The following is a 20,836-nucleotide window of genomic DNA, read 5'->3' as shown; positions in this document are numbered from 1 at the left end:
CGCTCTGGCGCAGCCGGAAAGACGCGGCTAAGGGCTCCCCCATGAGCGGAATCACCCCTGACGTCGTCGAGGCGCATGGCCTCAATCCCGAAGAATACGAGCGCGTCCTGAATGCGCTGGGCCGCGAGCCGAACCTCGTGGAACTCGGCATTTTCTCGGTGATGTGGTCGGAGCACTGCTCGTACAAGTCGAGCCGCTTCCACCTCAAGAAGCTCCCCACCGAGGCGCCCTGGGTGATCTGCGGCCCTGGCGAGAACGCCGGCGTGATCGACATCGGCGATGGCCAGGCCGCCATCTTCAAGATGGAAAGCCACAACCACCCCAGCTATATTGAGCCTTATCAAGGGGCTGCGACCGGCGTCGGCGGCATCCTGCGCGACGTCTTCACGATGGGCGCGCGGCCCGTGGCGAACATGAACGCCCTGCGCTTCGGCCGTCCGGACCACCCGAAGATGAAGCATCTGGTCAAGGGCGTGGTCGCGGGCATCGGCGGCTACGGCAACTGCGTGGGCGTGCCCACGGTGGGCGGCGAGACCAACTTCCACAAGGCTTACGACGGCAACATCCTCGTCAACGCGATGACCGTCGGCGTCGCCGATACGAACAAGATCTTCTACTGCGCCGCCACCGGCCTGGGTAACCCGATCGTCTACGTCGGCTCCAAGACCGGCCGTGACGGCATCCACGGCGCCACCATGGCCTCGGCCGATTTCGGCGACGACATCGACGAAAAGCGCCCCACCGTGCAGGTCGGCGATCCCTTCGTCGAGAAGCTGCTGATCGAGGCGTGCCTCGAACTGATGGCGACCGACGCGATCGTCGCGATCCAGGACATGGGCGCGGCGGGCCTCACCTCCTCGTCGGTCGAGATGGCCAGCAAGGGCGGCGCCGGCATTCGCCTGAACATGAACAAGGTACCCTGCCGCGAAGAGGCGATGACGCCTTACGAAATGATGCTGAGCGAAAGCCAGGAGCGCATGCTCATGGTGCTCCAGCCCGGCAAGGAAGCCATGGCCGAGGCCATCTTCAAGAAGTGGGAACTGGACTTCGCGGTCATCGGCGAAGTCACCGACACCGGCCACATGGTGCTGGAATTCGACGGCGAAGTGGTCTGCGACATTCCGCTCGGCCCCCTCGCCGACGATGCGCCGGAGTACGAGCGCCCCTACGTCTCGCCTGAGGAATACAAGGCCTGGGCAGCCGTCCCGGCGCTCGGCGAGGTGCCGGAAAGCACCGATCTCGGCGCCGACCTCATCAAGCTGATGGGCGGCGCGGACCTTGCGTCGCGCAAGTGGATCTGGGAGCAGTACGACAGCCAGGTTGGCGCGGACACGATGCAGAAGTCCGGCGGCGATGCGGCCGTCGTGCGCGTCCACGGCACGAAGAAGGCGCTGGCGATCAGCACCGATTGCTCGCCCCGCTACTGCTACGCCGACCCTTACGAGGGCGGGAAGCAGGCGGTCGCCGAAACCTACCGCAACATCAGCGCGGTCGGCGGGTTGCCGCTGGCGATCACCAACTGCCTCAACTTCGCCAACCCGCAGCGCCCCGAGATCATGGCGCAGATCGTCGGCTGCCTGAACGGCATGGGCGATGCGTGCCGCGCGCTGGACTACCCGATCGTCTCGGGCAACGTCTCGCTCTACAACGAATCGAAGGCGACCGGCGGCGGCTCTGCGATCCTGCCGACCCCGGCGATCGGCGGCGTCGGCATCCTCGCCGACCACGACCAGATGGCCACCGTGGCGTTCAAGGCCGAAGGCGAGGAAATCTTCCTGCTCGGCGGCGAAGGAACGCACCTTGGTCAGTCGCTCTGGCTCAAGGACATCGCAGGCCATGAAGCCGGTGATGCACCGAAGGTCGACCTGAAGGCCGAAGCCCACAACGGCGGCATGGTCCGCGGCTGGATCGGCGCAGGCAAGGTCACGGCGGTCCATGACGTCAGCGACGGTGGCCTGATCGTCGCGCTGGCCGAGATGGCGCTGGCAAGCGGCCTCGGCTGCACGCTGGACGCGGACCTCACCACCGCGCAGGCGTTCGGCGAGGACCAGTCGCGCTATGTCGTGACCGCGCCTGCGGGGACTGTCCTGCCGGAAGCGGTGAAGATCGGCACCGTCGGCGGCACTGCCGTTGCAGGCGTGGAGATCGCCGCGCTGCGTGAAGCCAACGAGGCATTCTTCAAGGACTGGATGGAGGGCTGAGCGCCCTTCCCCCGGCCCTTCGGGACAAAAGAAAACCCCGGCGCTCGAAGGAGCGGCCGGGGTTTTCTTTTGCTTCGCGTCTGGCCGATGGGGCTTCGACAAGCTCCGCCTGAGCGGTGACGGGAGGTTTGCCTTCGAACTCGCGCCACCTCAGGAACGGGGCGGTTTACACCAACCCCGCTCACCCTGAGCTTGCCGAAGGGTCGCCCCCCGTGTTTTCAGTACCTTACCAGCTCTTCTTCGGCTTCTTGTGGAACGGCTTGCCGCCGCCGCCACCCGCCGGACGGTCCTGACGCGGACCGGTCGGGCGCGCGCGATACGGGGCGGAACCTTCGCCGCCGGGACCATCGGAACGCGGACCATTGCCGTGCGGACGGCGGCCACGACCCTGCGGGCCTTCGCGGTCGCGGCTGCGGTGACGGGCGGCGTCACGCGGCGCATCAGGCGCACGCTCGATGAGGATGGTGGCTTCGTACTCACCGTCTTCACGCGCGGTGCGGGCGACGGCGCGTTCGAACTGCTCGGCCTGCGCGGCAGGGATCTGGAAGTAGGTCTGGTCACCGTTGATGCGAATCTGGCCGACCGCATCGCGGGTGACATGGCCGCGGCGGCACAGCACCGGCAGGATCCAGCGCGCTTCGGCCCGCTCGTCGCGGCCCACGTTCATGCGGAACCAGACGACGTCGTCGAAGCCCGGACGCTCGCGCTTCTGGCGGGATTCGGGCGAATTGCCGAGCAGTTCCTCGGGCTGCGGCATCGCGGCGCGGTGCGCGCGCACAAGCGCGGCGGCGACGTCCTCGGCGCTCAGCGTTTCCAGCACGACCTTCGCCAGTTCGCGGTCGTCGTCCTCGACTTCGACGGGGGCCAGCAGCTTTTCGAGCAGACGGTCACGGTCCTGCGCGCGGATCGCTTCGGGCGTCGGAGCCTCGCCCCACTCTGCCTCGATGCGCGCCCCGCGCAGCATCATCTCGACGCGGCGGCGGCGCGGATAAGGCACCAGCAGGACCGCCGTGCCCTTCTTGCCCGCACGGCCGGTACGGCCCGAACGGTGCTGCAGGGTCTCGGCATCGCGCGGAATCTCGACGTGGACGACGAGGCTGAGCGAAGGCAGATCGATGCCGCGCGCGGCGACGTCGGTGGCGACACAGACCTTGGCGCGGCGGTCACGTAGCGCCTGCAGCGCGTTGTTGCGTTCGTTCTGGGAATGCTCGCCCGAAAGCGCCACAGCGGAGAAGCCCCGCTCAACCAGAGTGGCGTGCAGGTGCTTCACGTTGTCGCGCGTGGCGCAGAAAAGGATCGCGGTCTCGGCATCGTAGAAGCGCAGCAGGTTCACCACCGCATGCTCGATGTCCGAAGGGGCGACGGTCACCGCCTTGTAGGCGATGTCGCCATGGCCGCGGTTCTCGCCGACCGTGGAGATGCGCAGAGCGTTCTTCTGGTAACGCTGGGCAAGCGCCTCGATCGGGCGCGGCATGGTCGCCGAGAACAGTAGCGTGCGGCGGGTTTCCGGCGTGGCGTCGAGCAGTTCCTCGAGGTCTTCGCGGAAGCCCATGTCGAGCATTTCGTCAGCTTCGTCGAGCACGACTGCGCGCAAAGCCGAGAGGTCGAGCTTGCCGCGCTCGAGGTGATCGCGCAGACGTCCCGGCGTGCCGACGACGATCGCCGCGCCACGCTCCAGCTGCTTGCGTTCCTTCACCGGATCCATGCCGCCGACGCAGGTGACGATACGGGCATGGGTCTTGGCATAGAGCCATTCCAGCTCGCGGCTGACCTGCTGTGCCAGTTCGCGCGTCGGCGCGATGGCCAGCGCCAGCGGCTTGACCGCAAAAGCCAGTTCGTCATCGGCAAGCAGTTCGTCCGCCATGGCGAGGCCAAAAGCGACAGTCTTACCCGAACCGGTCTGCGCCGAGACGACGAGGTCGCGGCCGTGCGCCTCCGATTCGGTCACGGCAGCCTGAACGGGGGTCAGGGTTTCATAGCCATGGCCGGTGAGAGCTTCGGCGAGAGGCGCGGGAATCTGCGGAAAAGTCATTATGGGGTCAACGAGTCCTGCCGCATCAAGGCGGCTTTCAAAGAGCATAGGGAGGGCTGCGTGGCGGCCCTCGGGCGCACCTGTTGCGCGGCCCATAGACCAAAGCGCGCAGATTTGCGCGCTCGAATTTCAATCCTGCGACGATTCGTGTTGAATGACGGACTAGAACTGCCCGGCCCAGAGCGAACGGGCCGCCGGCTTCGTATCGGCGCATTGCTCTGGCAACTGATCGAAACTCGGCTCGAAGCCAAGCAAGACGTACATCTCCCGCTCCAGAAACGGCGCGGCGTCGCCCGCGCTCATATCGACGCGGGCGCACTCTCCGAGCCCCGGCAACCGGGTCCGAAAAATGCCTTTGCGTACAGTGCTTAAGCGCATGAAATTCACCCTTGGAGTTGTCAGCCCGGCTTGCGGAGCGCCCGGCTAACGATCCCGTTCACGGCGATCAAGTCACTCGTGAGGCTGTCACAATCTTGAAAGACGCACAAGGGCTCGAAGCCTCGACAGGCGTGCTTGAGGTGATTGCGCGACTTGCCCATAATCGGCAGCAGATGAACCGCTCCGCCGACGCAGCCCCGCCCCCCGCTTCCATTGCCGCCCTCGTGGCTGCCGACCCCGGGCGTGCCCTGCCGGTCTTGCGCAACGCGGTACTGCACGAGCCGCACAATGCTTCGGCCTATCGATTGCTCGGACGGGCACTGAGGGCCTTGGGACGCAATGAAGAAGCGATGCTTGCCGAAGGGGAAGCCATTCGAGCCTCATCACATGATCCGGATCTCGTCGCTATAGCCCGGGCTCTGCTCACCGGTGACCTGCCGGTCGCTGAAGCCGGTCTACGAAATAGACTGCGCGAACAGCCCACGGATGTTGCGGCGATCCGCATGATGGCAGAACTGGCAGGCCGTATCGGCCGCTATCGCGACGCGGAAAAGCTGCTGCGCCGCGCACTTGAACTGGCGCCCGGATTCACGGCCGCACGGGCAAATCTCGCGATCTCCCTCTATCGGCAGAACCGTTTTGCCGAAGCGGTGGGCGTGCTTGACGAGGTGATCACGCAAGGCGGAGCGCAGGCTGGCGATCTCAACTTGCGCGCAGCAGCGCTTGGCCGGATCGGCGATTACGCGGAGGCGCGGCACATCTATGCAGACCTGACCGAAACTTTCCCGGATCATGCCCGACTATGGATGAGCTACGGGCACATCCTGAAAACGCTCGGCGAACAGACCGAGAGCGTCTCCGCCTATCGGCACGCGATCGCCATCGAGCCGAGCCTCGGCGAGGTGTGGTGGAGCCTTGCGAACCTCAAGACCTGGCGGTTCGAGGCTATCGACGTCGCCGCAATGGAAGCCGCATTGACGGACGAAGCCCTGTCCGACGACGACCGCCTGCACCTGCACTTCGCACTCGGCAAGGCGTTCGACGACCGCAATGTGGCGGAGCTTGCCTTCCGGCACTATACGACGGGGAACCGCCTCCGGCGCGATCAGCTCGATTTCGACCCGAACGTCGTGAGCGCACAGGTGGACGCCGTTATCGCGACGGTGACGCCCGACCTGCTCGGCCGACTGGAGGGCACGGGCCATCCCTGCCCCGACCCGATCTTCATCCTCGGCCTGCCGCGCGCCGGCTCCACCCTCATCGAACAGATTCTCTCGAGCCATTCGCAAGTGGAAGGCACGATGGAACTCCCGGACATTCCCGCCATGGCCATGCGCGAGGCACAAACCTACGCTGGCAACAGCCGGGACTGGCCAGCGGCGCTGGCCACGATGCCACCGGCGCGCCTCGCCGAACTGGGCGCCGAATTCATCGAGCGCACGCGCATCCAGCGCAAGACCGGCAAGCCCTTCTACATCGACAAGCTTCCCAACAACTGGGCTTACGCAGGCTTCATCACCGCGATCCTTCCGAACGCCCGGATTATCGATGCCCGCCGCGCGCCGCTGGACTGCTGCTTCTCCAATTTCCGGCAGCATTTCGCAAAAGGACAAGCGTTCTCCTACGACCTTGGGCACATCGGCCGCTACTACGCCGATTACGTGCGCGCCATGGCCCATTACGACACCGTCATGCCCGGCCGGGTACACCGGGTCATTCACGAACGACTTCTGGATGACCCGGAAGCTGAAGTGCGTGCGCTTCTCACCCATCTCTCGCTCGATTTCGAGGAAAATTGCCTCCAATTCCATCTCAATGACCGTGCGGTGCGCACGGCATCGAGCGAGCAGGTCCGTCGCCCGATCAATCGCGACGGCGTCGATCAGTGGCTTGCCTACAATGCCTGGCTTGGGCCGTTGCGCGATGCTCTAGGCGATCTACCCGAAACTTACGCCAAGCGCTGATCCGCAACGTCAATAATTGTGGCGAAAATGTCATACAGTGCAGCGCACAATCGACGTTGCACGGTGGACCTATTGTCAAAGCTCATGAATTGTGGCCGCTTCCCAATCAGGCAATTACAGGGGAATGCGGGTGAATTCATCGCGTTTGGGTTGTCGCCGCAGCGTCGTCGTCGCGCTGCTTGGATCATCGGCCATCGCTGCAGCGCAACCTGCGTTGGCGCAAGGCGCTCCTGCCGTCGAAGAAGACGGCATAATCCTTGTCACAGCCCAGAAGCGGACCGAAAATCTCCAGGATGTGCCGATCGCAATCACGGCTCTGGGAGGCGAAAAACTGCGCGAGTTGCAGGTCAAGGAACTTCAGGACGCGGTCAAGAACATTCCCTCCCTTACGATCCAGACCACCCAGCCGGGCTTCAGCCAGGTCTACTTCCGGGGTGTCGCATCGGGTGAGAACGCCAATCACTCCGGGCCGCTGCCGACGGTGGGCACCTATCTCGACGAAATGCCGATCACGACCATCCAGGGCGCGCTTGACATCCATGCCTACGACATCGCGCGGATCGAGGCGCTGGCAGGACCGCAAGGCACCCTCTATGGCGCGAGTTCGATGGCGGGTACGATCAAGATCGTGACCAACAAGCCGGACTATTCGGGCACTTACGGCGCAGTCGACATGGAACTGAACTCCGTCGCTCACGGAGACGTCGGCGGCGTCGCGCAAGGGTTCCTGAACTTCAAGCTTTCAGATCGCTCCGCGCTGCGCGTCGTCGGCTGGTATCGTCATGACGGCGGATACATCGACAATGTCGCGGGCAGCCGGACATACCCCGTTTCCGGCATCACCCAGACCAACGCCGATCTCGTCGAAAAAAACTACAACGACGTCGATACATATGGCGCGCGCATGGCGCTCGGCATCGAACTGGATGACGACTGGACGATCACCCCCACGCTCATGGGGCAGGTCCAGAAGGTCAACGGCAGCTTTGCGCAGGAGCGCTCAAGCGCAGTCAGCAAGAAACTGCAGACCGTCCAGTACAACCCCGAGAGCAGCAAGGACGAATGGTATCAAGCTGCCCTGACCATTGAAGGCAAGATCGGCAACTGGGACCTCGTCGCGACGGGAGGCGTCCTCAACCGCAAGGACCGCACGGAATCCGATTATTCGGACTACTCGTACTTCTATGACGCGCTCTACGGTTCTGGCGCATATCTGTATGACAATGCCGGCGACCTGGTCAGCCCGAACCAGTACATCAAGGGCCGTGACAAATACCGGCGTCAGTTCGGTGAACTGCGTATCAGTTCACCGCAGGAAAACCGCCTGCGCCTGATCGCCGGCCTGTTCGCGCAGCGGCAGGTTCACCAGATCACGCAGAACTACATCATCGACGGCATTGCCGATGCGATCACGGTGCCCGGCACCGAAAGCGACATCTGGCTGACCCGTCAGAGGCGCATCGACCGTGACTATGCCGCGTTCGGTGAACTGAGCTTCGACATCACCGACCAGCTTACCGCTACCGGAGGCCTGCGCGTCTACAAGTACAAGAACTCGCTCGTCGGTTTCTTCGGCTACAGCGACGGATACTCGTCGCGCACCGGTGTCGCCGCCTGTTTCGAGGATGCGAAAGTCAGCGGTTCGCCGTGCACCAATCTTGATGCGAAAACCTCCGATACCGGATCGATCTACAAGGCCAACCTGACCTACAAGCTGACTCCTAACTGGCTGGTCTACGCTACCTGGTCGCGCGGCTTCCGTCCCGGCGGCATCAACCGTCGCGGCGGCCAGCCGCCTTATGCACCTGACACGCTCGACAACTACGAATTCGGGTGGAAGAGCCAGATGGGCGCGTTCCACTTCAACTACGCCATGTTCCGCGAGGACTGGAGCAACATCCAGTTGTCCTTCCTCGGGGAAAACGGCCTGACCCTCATCCGCAACGCTGGCGAAGCGCGGATCTACGGCGTCGAGTTCGACATGGGCTATCGCAAGGCCGGCCTGACCCTCAATGCTTCGGGCAGCTACAACGACGCAAAGATCACAAAGGACTTCTGCCTTATCGCCAACGCCACTTTCGACTGCTCGATCCCCGAAGGCGAGAATACCCGGCTGGCGCAAGCGGGAACGCACTTGCCGATCACTGCGCGCTTCAAGGCCAATGCCCTTGCCCGGTACGAGTTCCCGATCGGCGGCTGGACCGGCCACGTCCAGGGCGCCGTCAATTACATCGGAAAGCGCCGCAGCGACTTGCGCGATGCTGAAAACGCAATCAAGGGTGGATTCGGCGCCTATACCACGGCGGACTTCAGTCTCGGCATTAAGAATGATGTATGGCGCTTTGAAATATATGCGAACAATCTGTTCGACAGTAACGGTGTCATCAACAGTTCGGTCCAATGTCTCGAAACGACCTGCGGCGATCCACTGGGCATCAGCGAGACCGGGGGCGTGTTTTATGATTATGTCATCAGGCCTCGGGTAATCGGCCTCAAGGTCGGTCGGGATTTCTGATCTCTTGCCAAAAGAGGTGGAAGACGAACCCCGCCTATCCGGAAAGATAGACGGCGCAGGCAGGGCGCGCCTCGGGCTTTCTGCCGCCATGGCGTTGGTCATGGGCAACATGATCGGTTCGGGCGTCTTCCTGCTGCCTGCCAGCCTGGCCCCTTTCGGCTGGAACGCCGTGGTCGGATGGATCGTGACCACGGCGGGCGTTCTTGTTCTGGCTTACGTGATCACCCGCCTGACCCGGGAATTCCCGGAAGCCGGCAGTCCTTCGGGGTTCGTCTCGGCCGCATTCGGGCAGACCACCGGGTTCTTCATAAGTTGGATATACCTGGTTTCGATCTGGACCGCGGTAGCCACGATCGCCGTTGCCGCCGTCAGCTACATGTCGAGCATAGCCCCCTCACTCGCGAGCGCCGAATTCGTGCCCGCACTCACAGCGATCGCGCTCCTCTGGCTGACCACGCTGGTCAATCTGCAAGGCGTGCGAACTGCGGGAGGCTTCCAGATCGCGACCGTCGCCATCAAGATCGTGCCGCTGCTTGTCGTGATCGTCATTGCCGCAAGACTGTTTGTCGGCGGCGAGGCGGAAGTGCTGCCGGTCGATGCCGTGCCGATTTCGCCCGGCTCGATCAATGCGGCGGCAACGCTCACATTGTGGGCATTGCTGGGTTTCGAATCCGCCAGCATCGTCGCGGCGCGGGTTCGTAATCCGGAAGCGAACATATCCCGTGCCACCCTCTGGGGAACGGGCCTGACCGGCCTGCTGTACCTCGCGGTCTGTTCCGCCATCGCCATGCTCCTGCCGATGAGCATGGCTGCCGCCTCCCCAGCCCCGTTCGCCACGTTCGTCAACCGTTACTGGAACGGGACGGCGGCGGCCATGGTGACGCTCTTCGCGGTGGTCAGTTGCGTCGGCGCACTCAACGGCTGGACCCTGCTCGAAGCCGAACTGTCACGGGACATGGCAGCGCGCAGACTGCTCCCGCGCTGGTTCATGGCCACCGACGCAAGAGGAACGCCGCGACGCGCGCTTCTCGTGTCCACGGCTATCACTATGCTTTTCGTGGTCATGAACGGATTGCGCTCCATGCGCGGCCTGTTCGAATACCTCCTGTTGCTGTCCACTTCGGCGACCCTCTGGCTCTATCTCGCCTGCGCACTGGCGGCATGGAGGCTGCGGGTCTGCCGTCCGCTCGCCGTACTGGGCGCGGGCTATGCGTTATGGGCGTTGTGGGGTGCGGGCATCGCGGCAAGCGGAATGAGCTTCATTCTCATGGTCTCGGGTCTGCCGATCCGGCTTTGGAGCCGCCGCGAGGACCAGAGCACAGACTAAAGCAGAGCATCGAGCCACTTCTCGACAAGGCCCTCCGCTTCTTCCGGCGTGAAGGGCGCCTGCCCGAGGCTCAGTTCCAGCCAGAGCCCGTCGATCAAAGCAGTCAAGGCCACCGCCGGCAATCGAGCATCACCCAAATCCGGCTTAACCGCCAGGACCAGTTCCTCGATGCCGTTCCTGAACTCACCGTAGATTTGCTGGTGCAACGCGCCGATGCCGTCGTTCACCGGCGTCATGCTCCAGAACGCGAGCCATGTCGCGAGCAGTTCCGGATCGGCGATCGGCGACCGGAAGTTCGCCGACAGATAAGCCAGAAGCCGCGCGCGCGGATTCTCACCCGCGGCTGCCACGGCATCTGCCAGCGCCTCGCCCACGCGACTTCCGGTCCAGCGATAGGCCTGGGCGATCGCATCGCCGACACCGGCGAAGTAATGCCTCAGCAATCCCGGAGATACCCCGGCCTCGGCGCAGATTGCCCGCACCGAAGTTCCTGCCACGCCATGACGGGCAAGGCACCTCGCCGTGGCTTCTACCAGGCTCTGGCGACGCTCGTCGGGATGCTCCCGCGTAAAGGATTGATGCTCGGCCATAGTATTGCTATACGATCGTATAGCAAGGAGCACGCCATGGCAACGCAAGTCGCCGACGCCCCCATGACCGACCCGCTGGAAGGCTGGAGCCTGCCTGCGTGGACCTATTCCGACACCGAATTCTTCGAGGCCGAGAAGGAGCGCGTCTTCGCCCCGAGCTGGCAGATCGTCTGCCATGAGAGCGACATTCCAAGCCCTGGCGACTGGCACACCCTGGACTACATCGGCGAAAGCGTGATGGTGGTGCGCGGCACGGACAGGGTGCTGCGCGCCTTCACCAACGTCTGCCGCCATCGCGGCTCGCGCATCGTCGACGGTGCCAGCGGCTGCGCGCGAAAGCTGGTCTGTCCCTATCATGCATGGACCTACGACCTCGACGGCCGGCTCGCCGGCGTACCCGACAGCGCGAGCTACCCTGTTTTCGACAAGGCCGGTCTCGGGCTGTCATCCATCCAGATCGAGGTATGGCGCGGCTTCGTGTTCGTGCGGCTGGTCGATGACGGCGGCCCGACGGTGGCGCAGATGATGACACCTTACGAACATATGGTCGCGCCTTATAGCTTTCATGACCTGAAAGCGCTCGGCCGGGTGACCATGCGCCCGCGTGAGGTTAACTGGAAGAACATCGGCGACAATTACTCGGACGGACTTCACATTCCGGTCGCCCATCCCGGCCTCACCCGTCTGTTTGGCCGCAGCTATGGCGTCGAAGCGGAGGCGAACGTCGATCGCATGTGGGGCGACCTGATTGATGCCCCCTCTCCCAACTGGTCGGAGCGCATGTACCAGCGCTTGCTTCCGCCTGTGCCGCACCTCCCGCCGGAGCGGCAGCGTCACTGGCTTTACTTCAAGCTCTGGCCGAACGTCGCCTTCGACATCTATCCTGACCAGGTCGATTTCATGCAGTGGCTTCCGGTCAGCCCGACCGCCAGCGTGATCCGCGAGATCAGCTACGTTCTCGACGATGACCGGCGCGAGATGAAGGCCGCGCGCTACCTCAACTGGCGCATTAACCGCGAAGTAAATGCGGAAGACACCGCACTCATTACCCGTGTGCAGGCTGGCATGGCCTCGCGCAGTTTCTCGATTGGGCCGCTCTCCGACAAGGAGGTCTGCCTGCGCCATTTCTGCAGGCGGCTGCGGCAGATCATCCCCGCCGCCCGTTCCGAACATTCCCCCGCGCCCGGCTGGAGCAGGACCGCATGACCGACCGCTACGACGCACTCATCATCGGCGGTGGCCATAATGGCCTGACTTGCGCCTTCTACCTCGCCCGGGCGGGGCTCAAGGTGCGCATTCTCGAGCGGCGCGACGTTGTCGGCGGGGCTGCCGTGACGGAGGAATTCCACCCGGGATTCCGCAATTCGGTCGCCAGCTACACGGTCAGTCTGTTGCAGCCCAAAGTGATCGCCGACATGCGCCTTGCCGACCACGGCTACCGCGTAATCGAGCGGCCGATCAGCAACCTGCTGCCCCAGGAGGATGGCGGCTACCTCAAGCTCGGCGGCGGACTGGAGCGCACGCAAGCGGAATTCCGCCGCTTTTCGGCCCATGACGCCGAGGTACTCCCGGCCTATTACGACGCTCTCGAAGGCGTCGCCGAGGTGCTGCGCGACCTTGCCCTCAGGACCCCGCCCGAGGTGGGCGGCGGCTGGCGTGCGCTGGTCGATGCGGCCGTGCAAGGGCGCAAGCTGGCGGGCCTGTCGATGGAAGCCCAGCGCGATGTGCTCGACCTGTTCACCAAGTCGGCCCGCAGCTTGCTCGACAGCTGGTTCGAGAGTGAGGCGGTCAAGGCCGCGTTCGGGTTCGATGCGGTGGTCGGCAACTATGCCTCGCCTGACACGCCCGGCAGTGCCTACGTCCTGCTGCACCATGTCTTCGGCGAGGTGAACGGCAAGAAGGGGGCCTGGGGCCACTCGGTCGGTGGCATGGGCGCGATCACGCAGATCATGGCCAAGGTCTGCCGCGATCTCGGCGTCGAGATCAGCCTGGAGGCACCGGTCGCGCAAGTGCTGGTGGATAGCGGCAAGGTCGCCGGCGTTCGCCTGGAAAGCGGCGAGGAGATCGCGGCGCCGCGCATCATCGCCAATGTCGGGCCGAAACTGCTCTACGACCGGATGATCGCAGCTGCCGACCTAGACGCCGATTTCCGGCGCCGGATGAAGGGCTTCAAGGCGGGAAGCGGCACGTTCCGGATGAACGTGGCGCTATCCGAACTGCCTCGATTTACGTGCCTTCCCGAACCGGGCGAGCATCATCAGTCCGGCATCATCATCGCCCCGACCCTCGACTACATGGACCGCGCCTTCATCGACGCCAAGCAGTTCGGCTGGTCGCGCAAGCCTATCGTCGAGATGCTGATCCCCTCTACCGTGGACGACAGCCTCGCCCCTCCGGGCCAGCATGTCGCCAGCCTGTTCTGCCAGCAATTCGCGCCCGAACTACCCGATGGACGCGACTGGGACATGGAGGAGGACAAGGCCGCCGATGCCATTATCGACACGGTGGAGGCGCATGCACCGGGCTTCCGCGCCTCGATCCTGGGACGACAGGTGCTCAGTCCCAAGGGGCTGGAGCGCAAATTCGGGCTGGTCGGCGGAGACATCATGCACGGGAATCTGACGCTCGACCAGATGTGGTCGGCGCGGCCGGTGCTGGGGCATGGCGCGTATCGGGGGCCGATCAAGGGGCTCTACATGTGCGGCGCGGGAACACATCCCGGCGGCGGCGTGACCGGGGCTCCGGGGCATAATTGCGCCCATGAGGTCATTGCCGACAGTCGCGGAATGGCGCTGGGTTTCGGCGGGATGTACCGGCGTTTTCGCTGAATTTCAGCCGATGACGGCACGGATCGCGGCGACTGCGGGTCGCGGGGTCAGGTCGGCGTTGAACAGGCCGAAGTTGTTCATCTCACTGGTCCCGGCCCAGGAAAACAGCTCGTAAATGCTGATCGCGCGGATCAACGGGCGATCGAGGGCCGCCGCCAGATCCGAGGCGAGCAAGATGGCCTGCTGCTCCAGTGAAACCGGCGGAGAAGTCACGTTTTTTGCACCACCGCCCGTTGTGCGGCCCCATTCGGTAATCACGCCGTGTGTGTGGCGACCAACTGCTATTTTCTCGCCGAAGCTCGTCAGGCGGTCCGCCACGACAGTGGCGGGCTTGGGGTAGATATGGGCATTGCCGTAGGTCGTGAAAGGGGCCTGCTCCGCTTGCATGAAGTCGTTGCTCGCGATGAGGGGGATCGTTTTCAGACTGGATTCCGCCTTAAATGATGCCGTGAAGTCCTTGATATAGGACATTAATACCGGAGCATTACCTGTCCGAAATCCCAACCGGGAATCATGCACGCCGTTGTAGTTCACGGGATTGAGGTCGGGCTCGTTCGGGAACTCGACCGCCCATATCGCACCGGGCGCCTGGATGACGAAGGCCTTGAGGTCGGCGATCGTCTTTGCGATTTCCCGACCGGAGAGGGTGAGGCAGAATGTCACCCCCTGCCGGGCAAGCCCAAGGTAGGTATTCCACCCGGGCGTCCCGGCATAGGGCTCCCGGCATCGCATCCGCCGCAAGCCGCCAAGTTTATCCAGCGCCGGCAATATGTTGCGCACCTTGTAGAGCGAACCCGTATCCTGCGGCCTGCCCTGCACCATCACCCTGTCGAGCCGCGAGGGCACTGCGTGCACGGTCGCCGGAACCAGCGGCAAGACCGCCAGACCGGCCGCCACCTGCCTGCGTGAAAACACTGCTGCTACCAAGCTGACCTCCCGGTTACATAACGGCACTCAACGGCACTCAAGCGGTACTCAGGGGTAGCAAAGCAGCGGATTCCGCTCACTTCGCTACGGCACCGGCCTTCATCACGTAAGCAACCTGTTCCAGCACGCGCACAGCGGACAGCGGATCGCCCGTCACCGCGATCATGTCGGCGAACTTGCCCGGTGCGATCGAGCCCAGTTCCTTCTCATGCCCGATCAGGGCGGCGGCATCGATCGTCGCCGACCGGATCGCCTGCGCCGGGGTCATGCCATAGCGGACCATGTACGCGAACTGCCGTGCGTTCAGCCCATGCGGATAGACACCCGCGTCGGTCCCGAAGCCGAGCCTGACCCCCAGCTTCACTGCCTTGGCGAAGCCGTCGCGTTGCTGCTGCGTCGTCTCGCGGTTCTTGCGCAGGTATTCCTGCGGCCAGCCTTCGCGCGTACCCTGCTCGTCGATCCAGTCGCCGTCGTAGATGTCCATGACCAGCCAGACGCCCGCCTTCTTCGCCATGGCGAGGCCCTCATCGTCGATCAGGCTGGCGTGTTCGATGCTGTGTACGCCGGAGCGGATCGCCGCCTTGATGCCCGCCGTGCCGTGGGCATGGGCGGTCGCGTAGCTGCCATGCGCCTTCGCGACGTCCACGACGGCGCGCATCTCGTCGTCGCTCAGTTCGATCTGTCCCGGCTCGGTGCCAATGGCGAGGACGGCGCCGGTGGCGATCATCTTGATGAAGTCGGCGCCGTGATCGAACAGGTACTGCGCCTTCTCGCGCGCTTCACCGGCATTGTGAACGACGCCGAGGCGCATGTCGGCGGGAAGCTGGTCGTTCGGCACGACGCCGTTGAGTTCGCCGCCGCCGCCCGGCGACGTGATGTAGGCACCCGCGACGAACATGCGCGGCCCCGGCACCAGCCCCTGCGCAATGGCATCACGCAAGGCCACGTCAGTCAGCCCGCGATAGGTGCCGACATCGCGCACCGTGGTGAAGCCCGCCTCCAGCGTCACTTTCGCATTGTGCGCGCCGATCAGCGCCGTCAGTTGCGGCGAGGTCTTGAGCGGCGCGGCGACATCCGCGCTCTGCCCGGTATCGGCAAGGTGCGTATGAAGATCGATCAAGCCCGGCAGCACGGTATAGGCCGACCAGTCGAGCGTTTCGGCACCCGGCGGCGGCGCGGCGCAAGGCTCCACCCGTGCGACCCGCTCACCCTCGACCAGCACGCATTGTCCGGTGCTCGCAGTGCCGCTCTCCACGTCGAGCAAGCGCCCTGCCCTGACGTAGACCGATGCCGCGCTCGCCGGAACGCTTAGCCCCGCCAGAACCAGCGGAGCCAAAGCCGCAGCGAGCGCCGCCGCCCTCACTTGCTCGCGAGGTCCGTCAGCAAGGTGGTGTAGTAGACCACGCCCGGCGCGATGTTCAGCAGGCCGATGCGCTCGTTGAGGCCATGGGCGAATTCGTCGGAGTCCCGGATCATCGAGGCGCTGGCGCCATAGCTCGGCACGCCGAGCGCGCGATACCACATCGAGTCCGAAGCACCCGAGGACTGCGAGGGGATGATCGGCACCGGCCCCCAGGCCGCCTTTACCGCCTTGCCCACTGCCGCCACGAAGTCCGGCCGCACCGGCGATGCGGGCGCCTCGACCGAATCGTCGCCGGTCACGTCGGTGAACTTCGCCGCGGGCATCGCCGCCACATTCTCCAGTTCCGCCATGATCTCGGGCCGGGTGTGGCCGGGGAAGATACGGCAGTTGATGTTGGCCGTCGCGCTCTGCGGCAGCGCGTTCTGGGCATGGCCGCCCGAGATCATCGTCGGCACGCAAGTCGTCGACACGCGCCCGACCGTCGCGGGATTGGCGCGCAGCACCTGCAGCGCTGCCGGATCGTTCGGATTGGCAACGAAGGCCTTCATTGCCGCCGCGAGCTTGGGGTCGGGCTCGATCTTCGCGGCGCCGATCCAGTACTGGCGCGTCACGTCGTTGAGTTCGGGCTTGAAGCGATAGGCGCCGATCCGTTCCATCGCCTGCGCCAGTTGCACGATCGCGTTATCGGGCCGTGGCGCGGAGCTGTGACCGCCGGGGTTCGTCACCTCGACCTTGTAGTCCACGTAAGTCTTCTCGGCCCCCTGCCAGCTCCAGTAGAGCGGCTTGCCCGCCTCCGACAGCGTGCCCGAGGAGCCGTCGACGTTGAGCACCAGTTCCGCGCCCTTCAGCCGCTCGGCGATGACCTTGGAGGTATCCATGGTCGTCTCCTCGTCGCCCGAATAGGCGATGACGATGCTGCGTTTCGGCCGGAACCCTTCGCGCCGCAGTTCGATCACCGAGGACAGCGCCAGCGCCGCCTCGAACTTGGTGTCGCTGGCGCCGCGCCCGAAGAGATAGCCGTTCTCCACCACCGGCGTGAAGGGATCGCGCTCCCAGTCCTCCGGTTTCGCCTCGACCACGTCCATGTGCGCGGAAATGACGAGGGGCTTGAGGCCGGGGTCGCTGCCCTTCCACGTCGCGATCAGGTAGGCGGTGTCGCCGAGCGGCACGATCTCGATGTCGCTGGCGGTCCACCCGGCTTTCAGCAGCGCATCGCGGAACAGCGCCGCGACTTCGCCGGTCTTGTTGCCCGGACCCTGCACCGAGCGCAGCGCGATGGCGCGCTTCGACAGGTCGAGCACTTGCGCTTCCGCCTCGGGATGGCCTTTCGCCTGCGCGGTACTCGATGCGAGCAGGCTGGCGCCGAGAGAAAGCAGGACCGGGATCGAAAAGCGCATCGTGATGAAGCCCCTGAACTTGGTGTCTTGCACGGTCGCGCCGACAAAGAATCGCCGCGAGCGCGAGAGGGCTATCCTGTCGAGCGACCGGGGCCTGCGCAATCCCGCCCGCCACCCTTCGTCATTGCGAGCGCAGCGAAGCAATCCAGGGCAGAGTTACACCGCCTTGGATTGCTTCGCTGCGCTCGCAATGACGGGGTGGGGGTGAAGTTGTCGCGCCATAGTGAGCATCACTCATCGCTACGTGAAGAAAGCATGCACTAATCGCTGGCGCGATGAGCGCCTATCTCGCACATGCGGCATCTCGGCCGATCCCAATTCCAGTTTCTTCCGACAGCAAGGACATTCCATGCAAGTCAACGCTTATGGCGCCCATGCGGGCGACAAGCCTCTCGAAGCCCTGACCATCGAACGGCGCGAGCCGGGACCCTGCGACGTCGCGATCGAGATCAGCTATTGCGGTGTATGCCACTCGGACCTGCACACCGTGCGCAGCGAGTGGGGCGGCACGCTCTACCCTTGCGTTCCCGGTCACGAAATCGTCGGCACCGTCAGCGCGGTGGGCGGCGAAGTCAGCCGCTTCAAGGTGGGCGACATCGTCGGCGTCGGCTGCATGGTCGACAGTTGCGGCCACTGCGGCTCGTGCAACGACAACCTGGAGCAGTATTGCGAGAACGGCTTCGTCGGCACCTACAACGGTGCGACGCCGGACGCGCCCGGCCACACCATGGGCGGCTATTCGCGCGCGATCGTCGTCGATCAGGGCTTCGTGCTCTCGATCAGCCACCCGGCGGAGCAGCTTGCCGCCGTCGCACCGCTGCTCTGCGCGGGCATCACCACATACTCGCCGCTGCGTCACTGGAACGCCGGTCCGGGCAAGAAGGTCGGCGTCGTCGGCATCGGCGGTCTCGGCCATATGGCGATCAAGATCGCGCATGCCATGGGGGCCGAAGTCGTCGCCTTCACCTCGACGCCCGCCAAGCGCAAGGACGCGATCGACCTCGGCGCCGACAGCGCGGTGGTCAGCCGCGAGGCCGAGGAAATGGCCGCGCACACCGGCACTTTCGACCTGATCATCGACTCGGTTGCGGCGAGCCACGACCTCGACACTTACATCGGCCTGCTCAAGCGCGACGGCGCGCTGGTCATGCTGGGCGTGCCGGAGCATCCGCACCCCTCGCCCAGTGTCGGCGGCCTGATCTTCGGCCGCAAGACGATCGCGGGCTCGCTGATCGGCGGCATTGCAGAGACGCAAGAGATGCTCGATTTCTGCGCCGAGCACGGCATCGTCTCGGACGTCGAGATGATCGACATCCAGCAGATCGAGGACGCCTACGAACGCATGACGCGCAGCGACGTGCGCTATCGCTTCGTGATCGACAGCGCCTCGCTGGACGCGGCCTGATTTCAAGGCAACGGCCGCCTCCACAAGAAGGCGGCCGTTTGCCGAGCCACGATGACTTTACATCGCACGTCATTGCGAGCGTAGCGAAGCAATCCAGGGCGCTCAGTGGTGCCCTGGATTGCTTCGCTACGCTCGCAATGACGGCGTGCGGGTTCAATCCAATGTCATTGCGCTCTGGGAGAGAGTGGTGCGCCCGACGGGATTCGAACCCATGGCCCCCAGATTAGGAATCTGGTGCTCTATCCGGCTGAGCTACGGGCGCACTCCGGGGCCTCCTAGCGGCTGCGTGGCGGCTTTGCAATCAGTTCGCCTGCTCGGGCGGCACGACCGGAAACAGCAGCGGCATCAGGCCGATCCCCTCTTCGATCAGTTCCTTCGCCTCGGTTGCGGTTGCCTGCCCGTGGATGATTTCGGCATCGCGCTCGCCATAGTGCATGGCGCGGGCGTCCTTGGCGAAATCCTGCCCCACATAGCGCGAGGACTTGAGCGCCTCGGCCTGCATCGTCGCCAGGGCCTGCATCAGTTCGGCGGCCTGAGGCGGCAGCGGTGCGTTGGCCACGGGAGCTGCAGGCGTGCCGGGTGCCGGGGGCTTTGCGCGGGCGGGCGGCGCGGCTTCGGGCAGCTGATTGCCCTTGCGCGCGAGGCGCGGGGCCTGGACGGCCTTGACGACATCGCCCGAGCCGCAATGCGGGCAGGTAACCAGTCCGCGCTCCTGCTGGCGCACGTAGTCGTCCGAGGACTTGAACCAGCCTTCGAAACGATGCGCGCCCTCGCGGCATTCCAGGTCGTAGACGATCATGACGCAGGCTGTCCGGCGATGGCGCGGCGGTTGGCAAGGCTCGGAAGCTGGGCGCGCACTTCGGCCGTCCGCGCCGGATCGAGATCGACGAAGCCTACCCCGGCGCTCCCACCGTCATCCGCCCCGCCCATATCGAGCAGGACTTCGCCCCAGGGGTCGATGCCCAGCGAGTGGCCGTAAGTCTCGCGCCCGTCCTCGTGCCGGCCGACTTGCGCGGCCGACAGGACATAAGCGCTCGCCTCGACCGCGCGGGCGCGTTGCATCAGGTGCCAGTGCGCCTTTCCGGTAGGCACGGTGAAGGCGGCGGGAATGGCGATCACGTCGCAACCCGCGCGGCCCAGTGCCTCGAACAGCGCCGGAAAGCGCACGTCGTAGCAGATCGCCAGCCCGAGGCGCCCGAGCGGCGTCTCGACGGTGACGACTTCCTCGCCCGCCGTGTAGGCGTTCGATTCGCGCCAGCTCTCGCCAGTGGCGAGGTCTACGTCGAACATGTGCAGCTTGTCGTAGCGCGCGCGTATTTCACCGGCATCGTCGATCACGAAGGCCCGGTTGGCCCATTTGCCATCCTCGCGCGCGATGGCCAGCGATCCCATGTGGACCCAGATGCCCTCGCGCCGCGCCGCCTCGCGCACGGCGGCGAGGACGACGTCGTCCCCCTCGCCCCGGATCGCCGCGCGCGCGCGGTCGCGCTTGCGGTCGAGCAGGCCGGACATCTCGGGCGTGAACAGCATCGCCGCGCTGCCTGCCCGCGCCTGCACGATCGCATCGACGATCGCGGCCGCATTGGCCTGCGGATCGATGCCGGTCGTCATCTGGAAGAGCGCCGCGCGGGTCATGTGTTCAGAGCCCCAGCACCGGATCGAGCTTGCCCTCGCGGTCGAGCGCATTGATGTCGTCGAAACCGCCATAGGCGCGGTCGTCGATCAGGATCTGCGGCACCGTCGTCGCGCCGGGGACGCGCTCCAGCATCTCGGTCCGCTTGGGGCCGCCCATGGTGAGGTCGTATTCCTCGTAGGCAACGCCCTTCTTGTCCAGCAGCGACTTGGCGGCGACGCAGTAGGGGCAGCCCCACTTGGTGTAGATCTCGATCTTAGGCTGGCTCATGCCAAA

The 20,836-nt window shown here is 64.8% G+C and carries 16 protein-coding genes and 1 tRNA gene; 7 read left to right on the top strand and 10 right to left on the bottom strand.

The genetic code is table 11. From position 1 onward, the window contains the following. The first annotated feature begins 41 nt into the window (after positions 1 to 41). Positions 42 to 2,201, top strand: coding sequence for a phosphoribosylformylglycinamidine synthase subunit PurL (purL, locus tag PKE80_RS15385; protein WP_271183258.1), 2,160 nt, complete (start codon positions 42 to 44; stop codon positions 2,199 to 2,201). A gap of 226 nt (positions 2,202 to 2,427) precedes the next feature. Here purL and PKE80_RS15380 read toward each other — a convergent pair whose 3' ends face one another. Next, complete coding sequence (locus PKE80_RS15380) at positions 2,428 to 4,233, bottom strand: DEAD/DEAH box helicase (protein ID WP_008830304.1); 1,806 nt, start codon at positions 4,231 to 4,233, stop codon at positions 2,428 to 2,430. 162 nt (positions 4,234 to 4,395) lie between these two features. Beyond that, on the bottom strand, positions 4,396 to 4,536 hold the full coding sequence (locus PKE80_RS15375; RefSeq protein WP_271183257.1) for a hypothetical protein: 141 nt from the start codon (positions 4,534 to 4,536) through the stop codon (positions 4,396 to 4,398). Positions 4,537 to 4,784: 248 nt separating this feature from the next. Here PKE80_RS15375 and PKE80_RS15370 point away from each other — a divergent pair, with 248 nt between their 5' ends. From PKE80_RS15370 to PKE80_RS15360, 3 genes are all read left to right on the top strand, one after another. Continuing rightward, positions 4,785 to 6,575: a tetratricopeptide repeat-containing sulfotransferase family protein gene (locus PKE80_RS15370; RefSeq protein WP_271183256.1), complete on the top strand. Its 1,791-nt coding sequence runs from the start codon at positions 4,785 to 4,787 to the stop codon at positions 6,573 to 6,575. A gap of 124 nt (positions 6,576 to 6,699) precedes the next feature. Then, positions 6,700 to 9,090, top strand: a complete 2,391-nt coding sequence (locus PKE80_RS15365; protein WP_271183255.1) for a TonB-dependent receptor — start codon at positions 6,700 to 6,702, stop codon at positions 9,088 to 9,090. Between the two features lie 16 nt (positions 9,091 to 9,106). Further along, a complete protein-coding gene (locus PKE80_RS15360; RefSeq protein ID WP_271183254.1) occupies positions 9,107 to 10,417 on the top strand; it encodes an APC family permease in 1,311 nt (436 codons plus the stop codon). Here the strand turns inward: PKE80_RS15360 and PKE80_RS15355 are convergent. Then, on the bottom strand, positions 10,414 to 11,007 hold the full coding sequence (locus PKE80_RS15355) for a TetR family transcriptional regulator C-terminal domain-containing protein (protein ID WP_271183253.1): 594 nt from the start codon (positions 11,005 to 11,007) through the stop codon (positions 10,414 to 10,416). The two genes, PKE80_RS15360 and PKE80_RS15355, sit on opposite strands and share 4 nt — an antisense overlap. A gap of 36 nt (positions 11,008 to 11,043) precedes the next feature. Here PKE80_RS15355 and PKE80_RS15350 point away from each other — a divergent pair, with 36 nt between their 5' ends. After that, positions 11,044 to 12,213 carry an aromatic ring-hydroxylating oxygenase subunit alpha gene (locus tag PKE80_RS15350; RefSeq protein ID WP_271183252.1) on the top strand — a complete coding sequence of 390 codons (1,170 nt, stop codon included), beginning with the start codon at positions 11,044 to 11,046 and terminating at the stop codon, positions 12,211 to 12,213. Continuing rightward, positions 12,210 to 13,835 (top strand): phytoene desaturase family protein, encoded by a 1,626-nt coding sequence (locus PKE80_RS15345; protein ID WP_271183251.1) that lies wholly within the window; start codon positions 12,210 to 12,212, stop codon positions 13,833 to 13,835. The genes PKE80_RS15350 and PKE80_RS15345 overlap by 4 nt, the downstream gene beginning before the upstream one ends. 3 nt (positions 13,836 to 13,838) lie before the next feature. On the opposite strand, the gene PKE80_RS15340 is transcribed toward PKE80_RS15345, so the two are convergent. The 3 genes from PKE80_RS15340 to PKE80_RS15330 form a co-directional block, all read right to left on the bottom strand. Beyond that, positions 13,839 to 14,762, bottom strand: a complete 924-nt coding sequence (locus PKE80_RS15340; RefSeq protein ID WP_271183250.1) for a calcium-binding protein — start codon at positions 14,760 to 14,762, stop codon at positions 13,839 to 13,841. 76 nt (positions 14,763 to 14,838) lie between these two features. Beyond that, positions 14,839 to 16,098 carry a Xaa-Pro dipeptidase gene (locus PKE80_RS15335; protein WP_271183249.1) on the bottom strand — a complete coding sequence of 420 codons (1,260 nt, stop codon included), beginning with the start codon at positions 16,096 to 16,098 and terminating at the stop codon, positions 14,839 to 14,841. A gap of 23 nt (positions 16,099 to 16,121) precedes the next feature. Beyond that, positions 16,122 to 17,522: a M20/M25/M40 family metallo-hydrolase gene (locus PKE80_RS15330; RefSeq protein ID WP_271183522.1), complete on the bottom strand. Its 1,401-nt coding sequence runs from the start codon at positions 17,520 to 17,522 to the stop codon at positions 16,122 to 16,124. A gap of 349 nt (positions 17,523 to 17,871) precedes the next feature. Between PKE80_RS15330 and PKE80_RS15325 the strand changes: the two genes are divergently transcribed. Next, positions 17,872 to 18,927: an NAD(P)-dependent alcohol dehydrogenase gene (locus tag PKE80_RS15325; protein ID WP_271183248.1), complete on the top strand. Its 1,056-nt coding sequence runs from the start codon at positions 17,872 to 17,874 to the stop codon at positions 18,925 to 18,927. Between the two features lie 185 nt (positions 18,928 to 19,112). Here the strand turns inward: PKE80_RS15325 and PKE80_RS15320 are convergent. From PKE80_RS15320 to grxC, 4 genes are all read right to left on the bottom strand, one after another. After that, a tRNA-Arg gene (locus tag PKE80_RS15320) sits at positions 19,113 to 19,189 on the bottom strand. A 39-nt stretch (positions 19,190 to 19,228) separates the two neighbouring features. Continuing rightward, entirely contained in the window at positions 19,229 to 19,726 is a 498-nt protein-coding gene (locus tag PKE80_RS15315; protein ID WP_271183247.1) for a DUF1178 family protein, read from the bottom strand. Beyond that, complete coding sequence (locus PKE80_RS15310) at positions 19,723 to 20,562, bottom strand: carbon-nitrogen hydrolase family protein (RefSeq protein ID WP_271183246.1); 840 nt, start codon at positions 20,560 to 20,562, stop codon at positions 19,723 to 19,725. Before PKE80_RS15310 ends, PKE80_RS15315 begins: the two co-directional genes overlap by 4 nt. Before the next feature lie 4 nt (positions 20,563 to 20,566). Then, positions 20,567 to 20,830, bottom strand: a complete 264-nt coding sequence (grxC, locus tag PKE80_RS15305) for a glutaredoxin 3 (protein WP_271183245.1) — start codon at positions 20,828 to 20,830, stop codon at positions 20,567 to 20,569. Positions 20,831 to 20,836 lie beyond the last annotated feature (6 nt).

This window comes from Novosphingobium resinovorum, from assembly GCF_027922145.1.
Classification (GTDB): Bacteria; Pseudomonadota; Alphaproteobacteria; order Sphingomonadales; family Sphingomonadaceae; genus Novosphingobium; species Novosphingobium resinovorum.
This window is presented reverse-complemented; position numbering and strand designations above follow the sequence as displayed.

What these genes read in the sequence shown, in the direction of transcription:
- purL (WP_271183258.1), top strand. Translation starts at nt 42, where the DNA reads ATGAGCGGAATCACCCCTGACGTCGTCGAGGCGCATGGCCTCAATCCC.
- PKE80_RS15380 (WP_008830304.1), bottom strand. Translation starts at nt 4,233, where the DNA reads ATGACTTTTCCGCAGATTCCCGCGCCTCTCGCCGAAGCTCTCACCGGC.
- PKE80_RS15375 (WP_271183257.1), bottom strand. Translation starts at nt 4,536, where the DNA reads ATGAGCGCGGGCGACGCCGCGCCGTTTCTGGAGCGGGAGATGTACGTC.
- PKE80_RS15370 (WP_271183256.1), top strand. Translation starts at nt 4,785, where the DNA reads ATGAACCGCTCCGCCGACGCAGCCCCGCCCCCCGCTTCCATTGCCGCC.
- PKE80_RS15365 (WP_271183255.1), top strand. Translation starts at nt 6,700, where the DNA reads ATGCGGGTGAATTCATCGCGTTTGGGTTGTCGCCGCAGCGTCGTCGTC.
- PKE80_RS15355 (WP_271183253.1), bottom strand. Translation starts at nt 11,007, where the DNA reads ATGGCCGAGCATCAATCCTTTACGCGGGAGCATCCCGACGAGCGTCGC.
- PKE80_RS15350 (WP_271183252.1), top strand. Translation starts at nt 11,044, where the DNA reads ATGGCAACGCAAGTCGCCGACGCCCCCATGACCGACCCGCTGGAAGGC.
- PKE80_RS15345 (WP_271183251.1), top strand. Translation starts at nt 12,210, where the DNA reads ATGACCGACCGCTACGACGCACTCATCATCGGCGGTGGCCATAATGGC.
- PKE80_RS15330 (WP_271183522.1), bottom strand. Translation starts at nt 17,522, where the DNA reads ATGCGCTTTTCGATCCCGGTCCTGCTTTCTCTCGGCGCCAGCCTGCTC.
- PKE80_RS15325 (WP_271183248.1), top strand. Translation starts at nt 17,872, where the DNA reads ATGCAAGTCAACGCTTATGGCGCCCATGCGGGCGACAAGCCTCTCGAA.
- PKE80_RS15315 (WP_271183247.1), bottom strand. Translation starts at nt 19,726, where the DNA reads ATGATCGTCTACGACCTGGAATGCCGCGAGGGCGCGCATCGTTTCGAA.
- PKE80_RS15310 (WP_271183246.1), bottom strand. Translation starts at nt 20,562, where the DNA reads ATGACCCGCGCGGCGCTCTTCCAGATGACGACCGGCATCGATCCGCAG.
- grxC (WP_271183245.1), bottom strand. Translation starts at nt 20,830, where the DNA reads ATGAGCCAGCCTAAGATCGAGATCTACACCAAGTGGGGCTGCCCCTAC.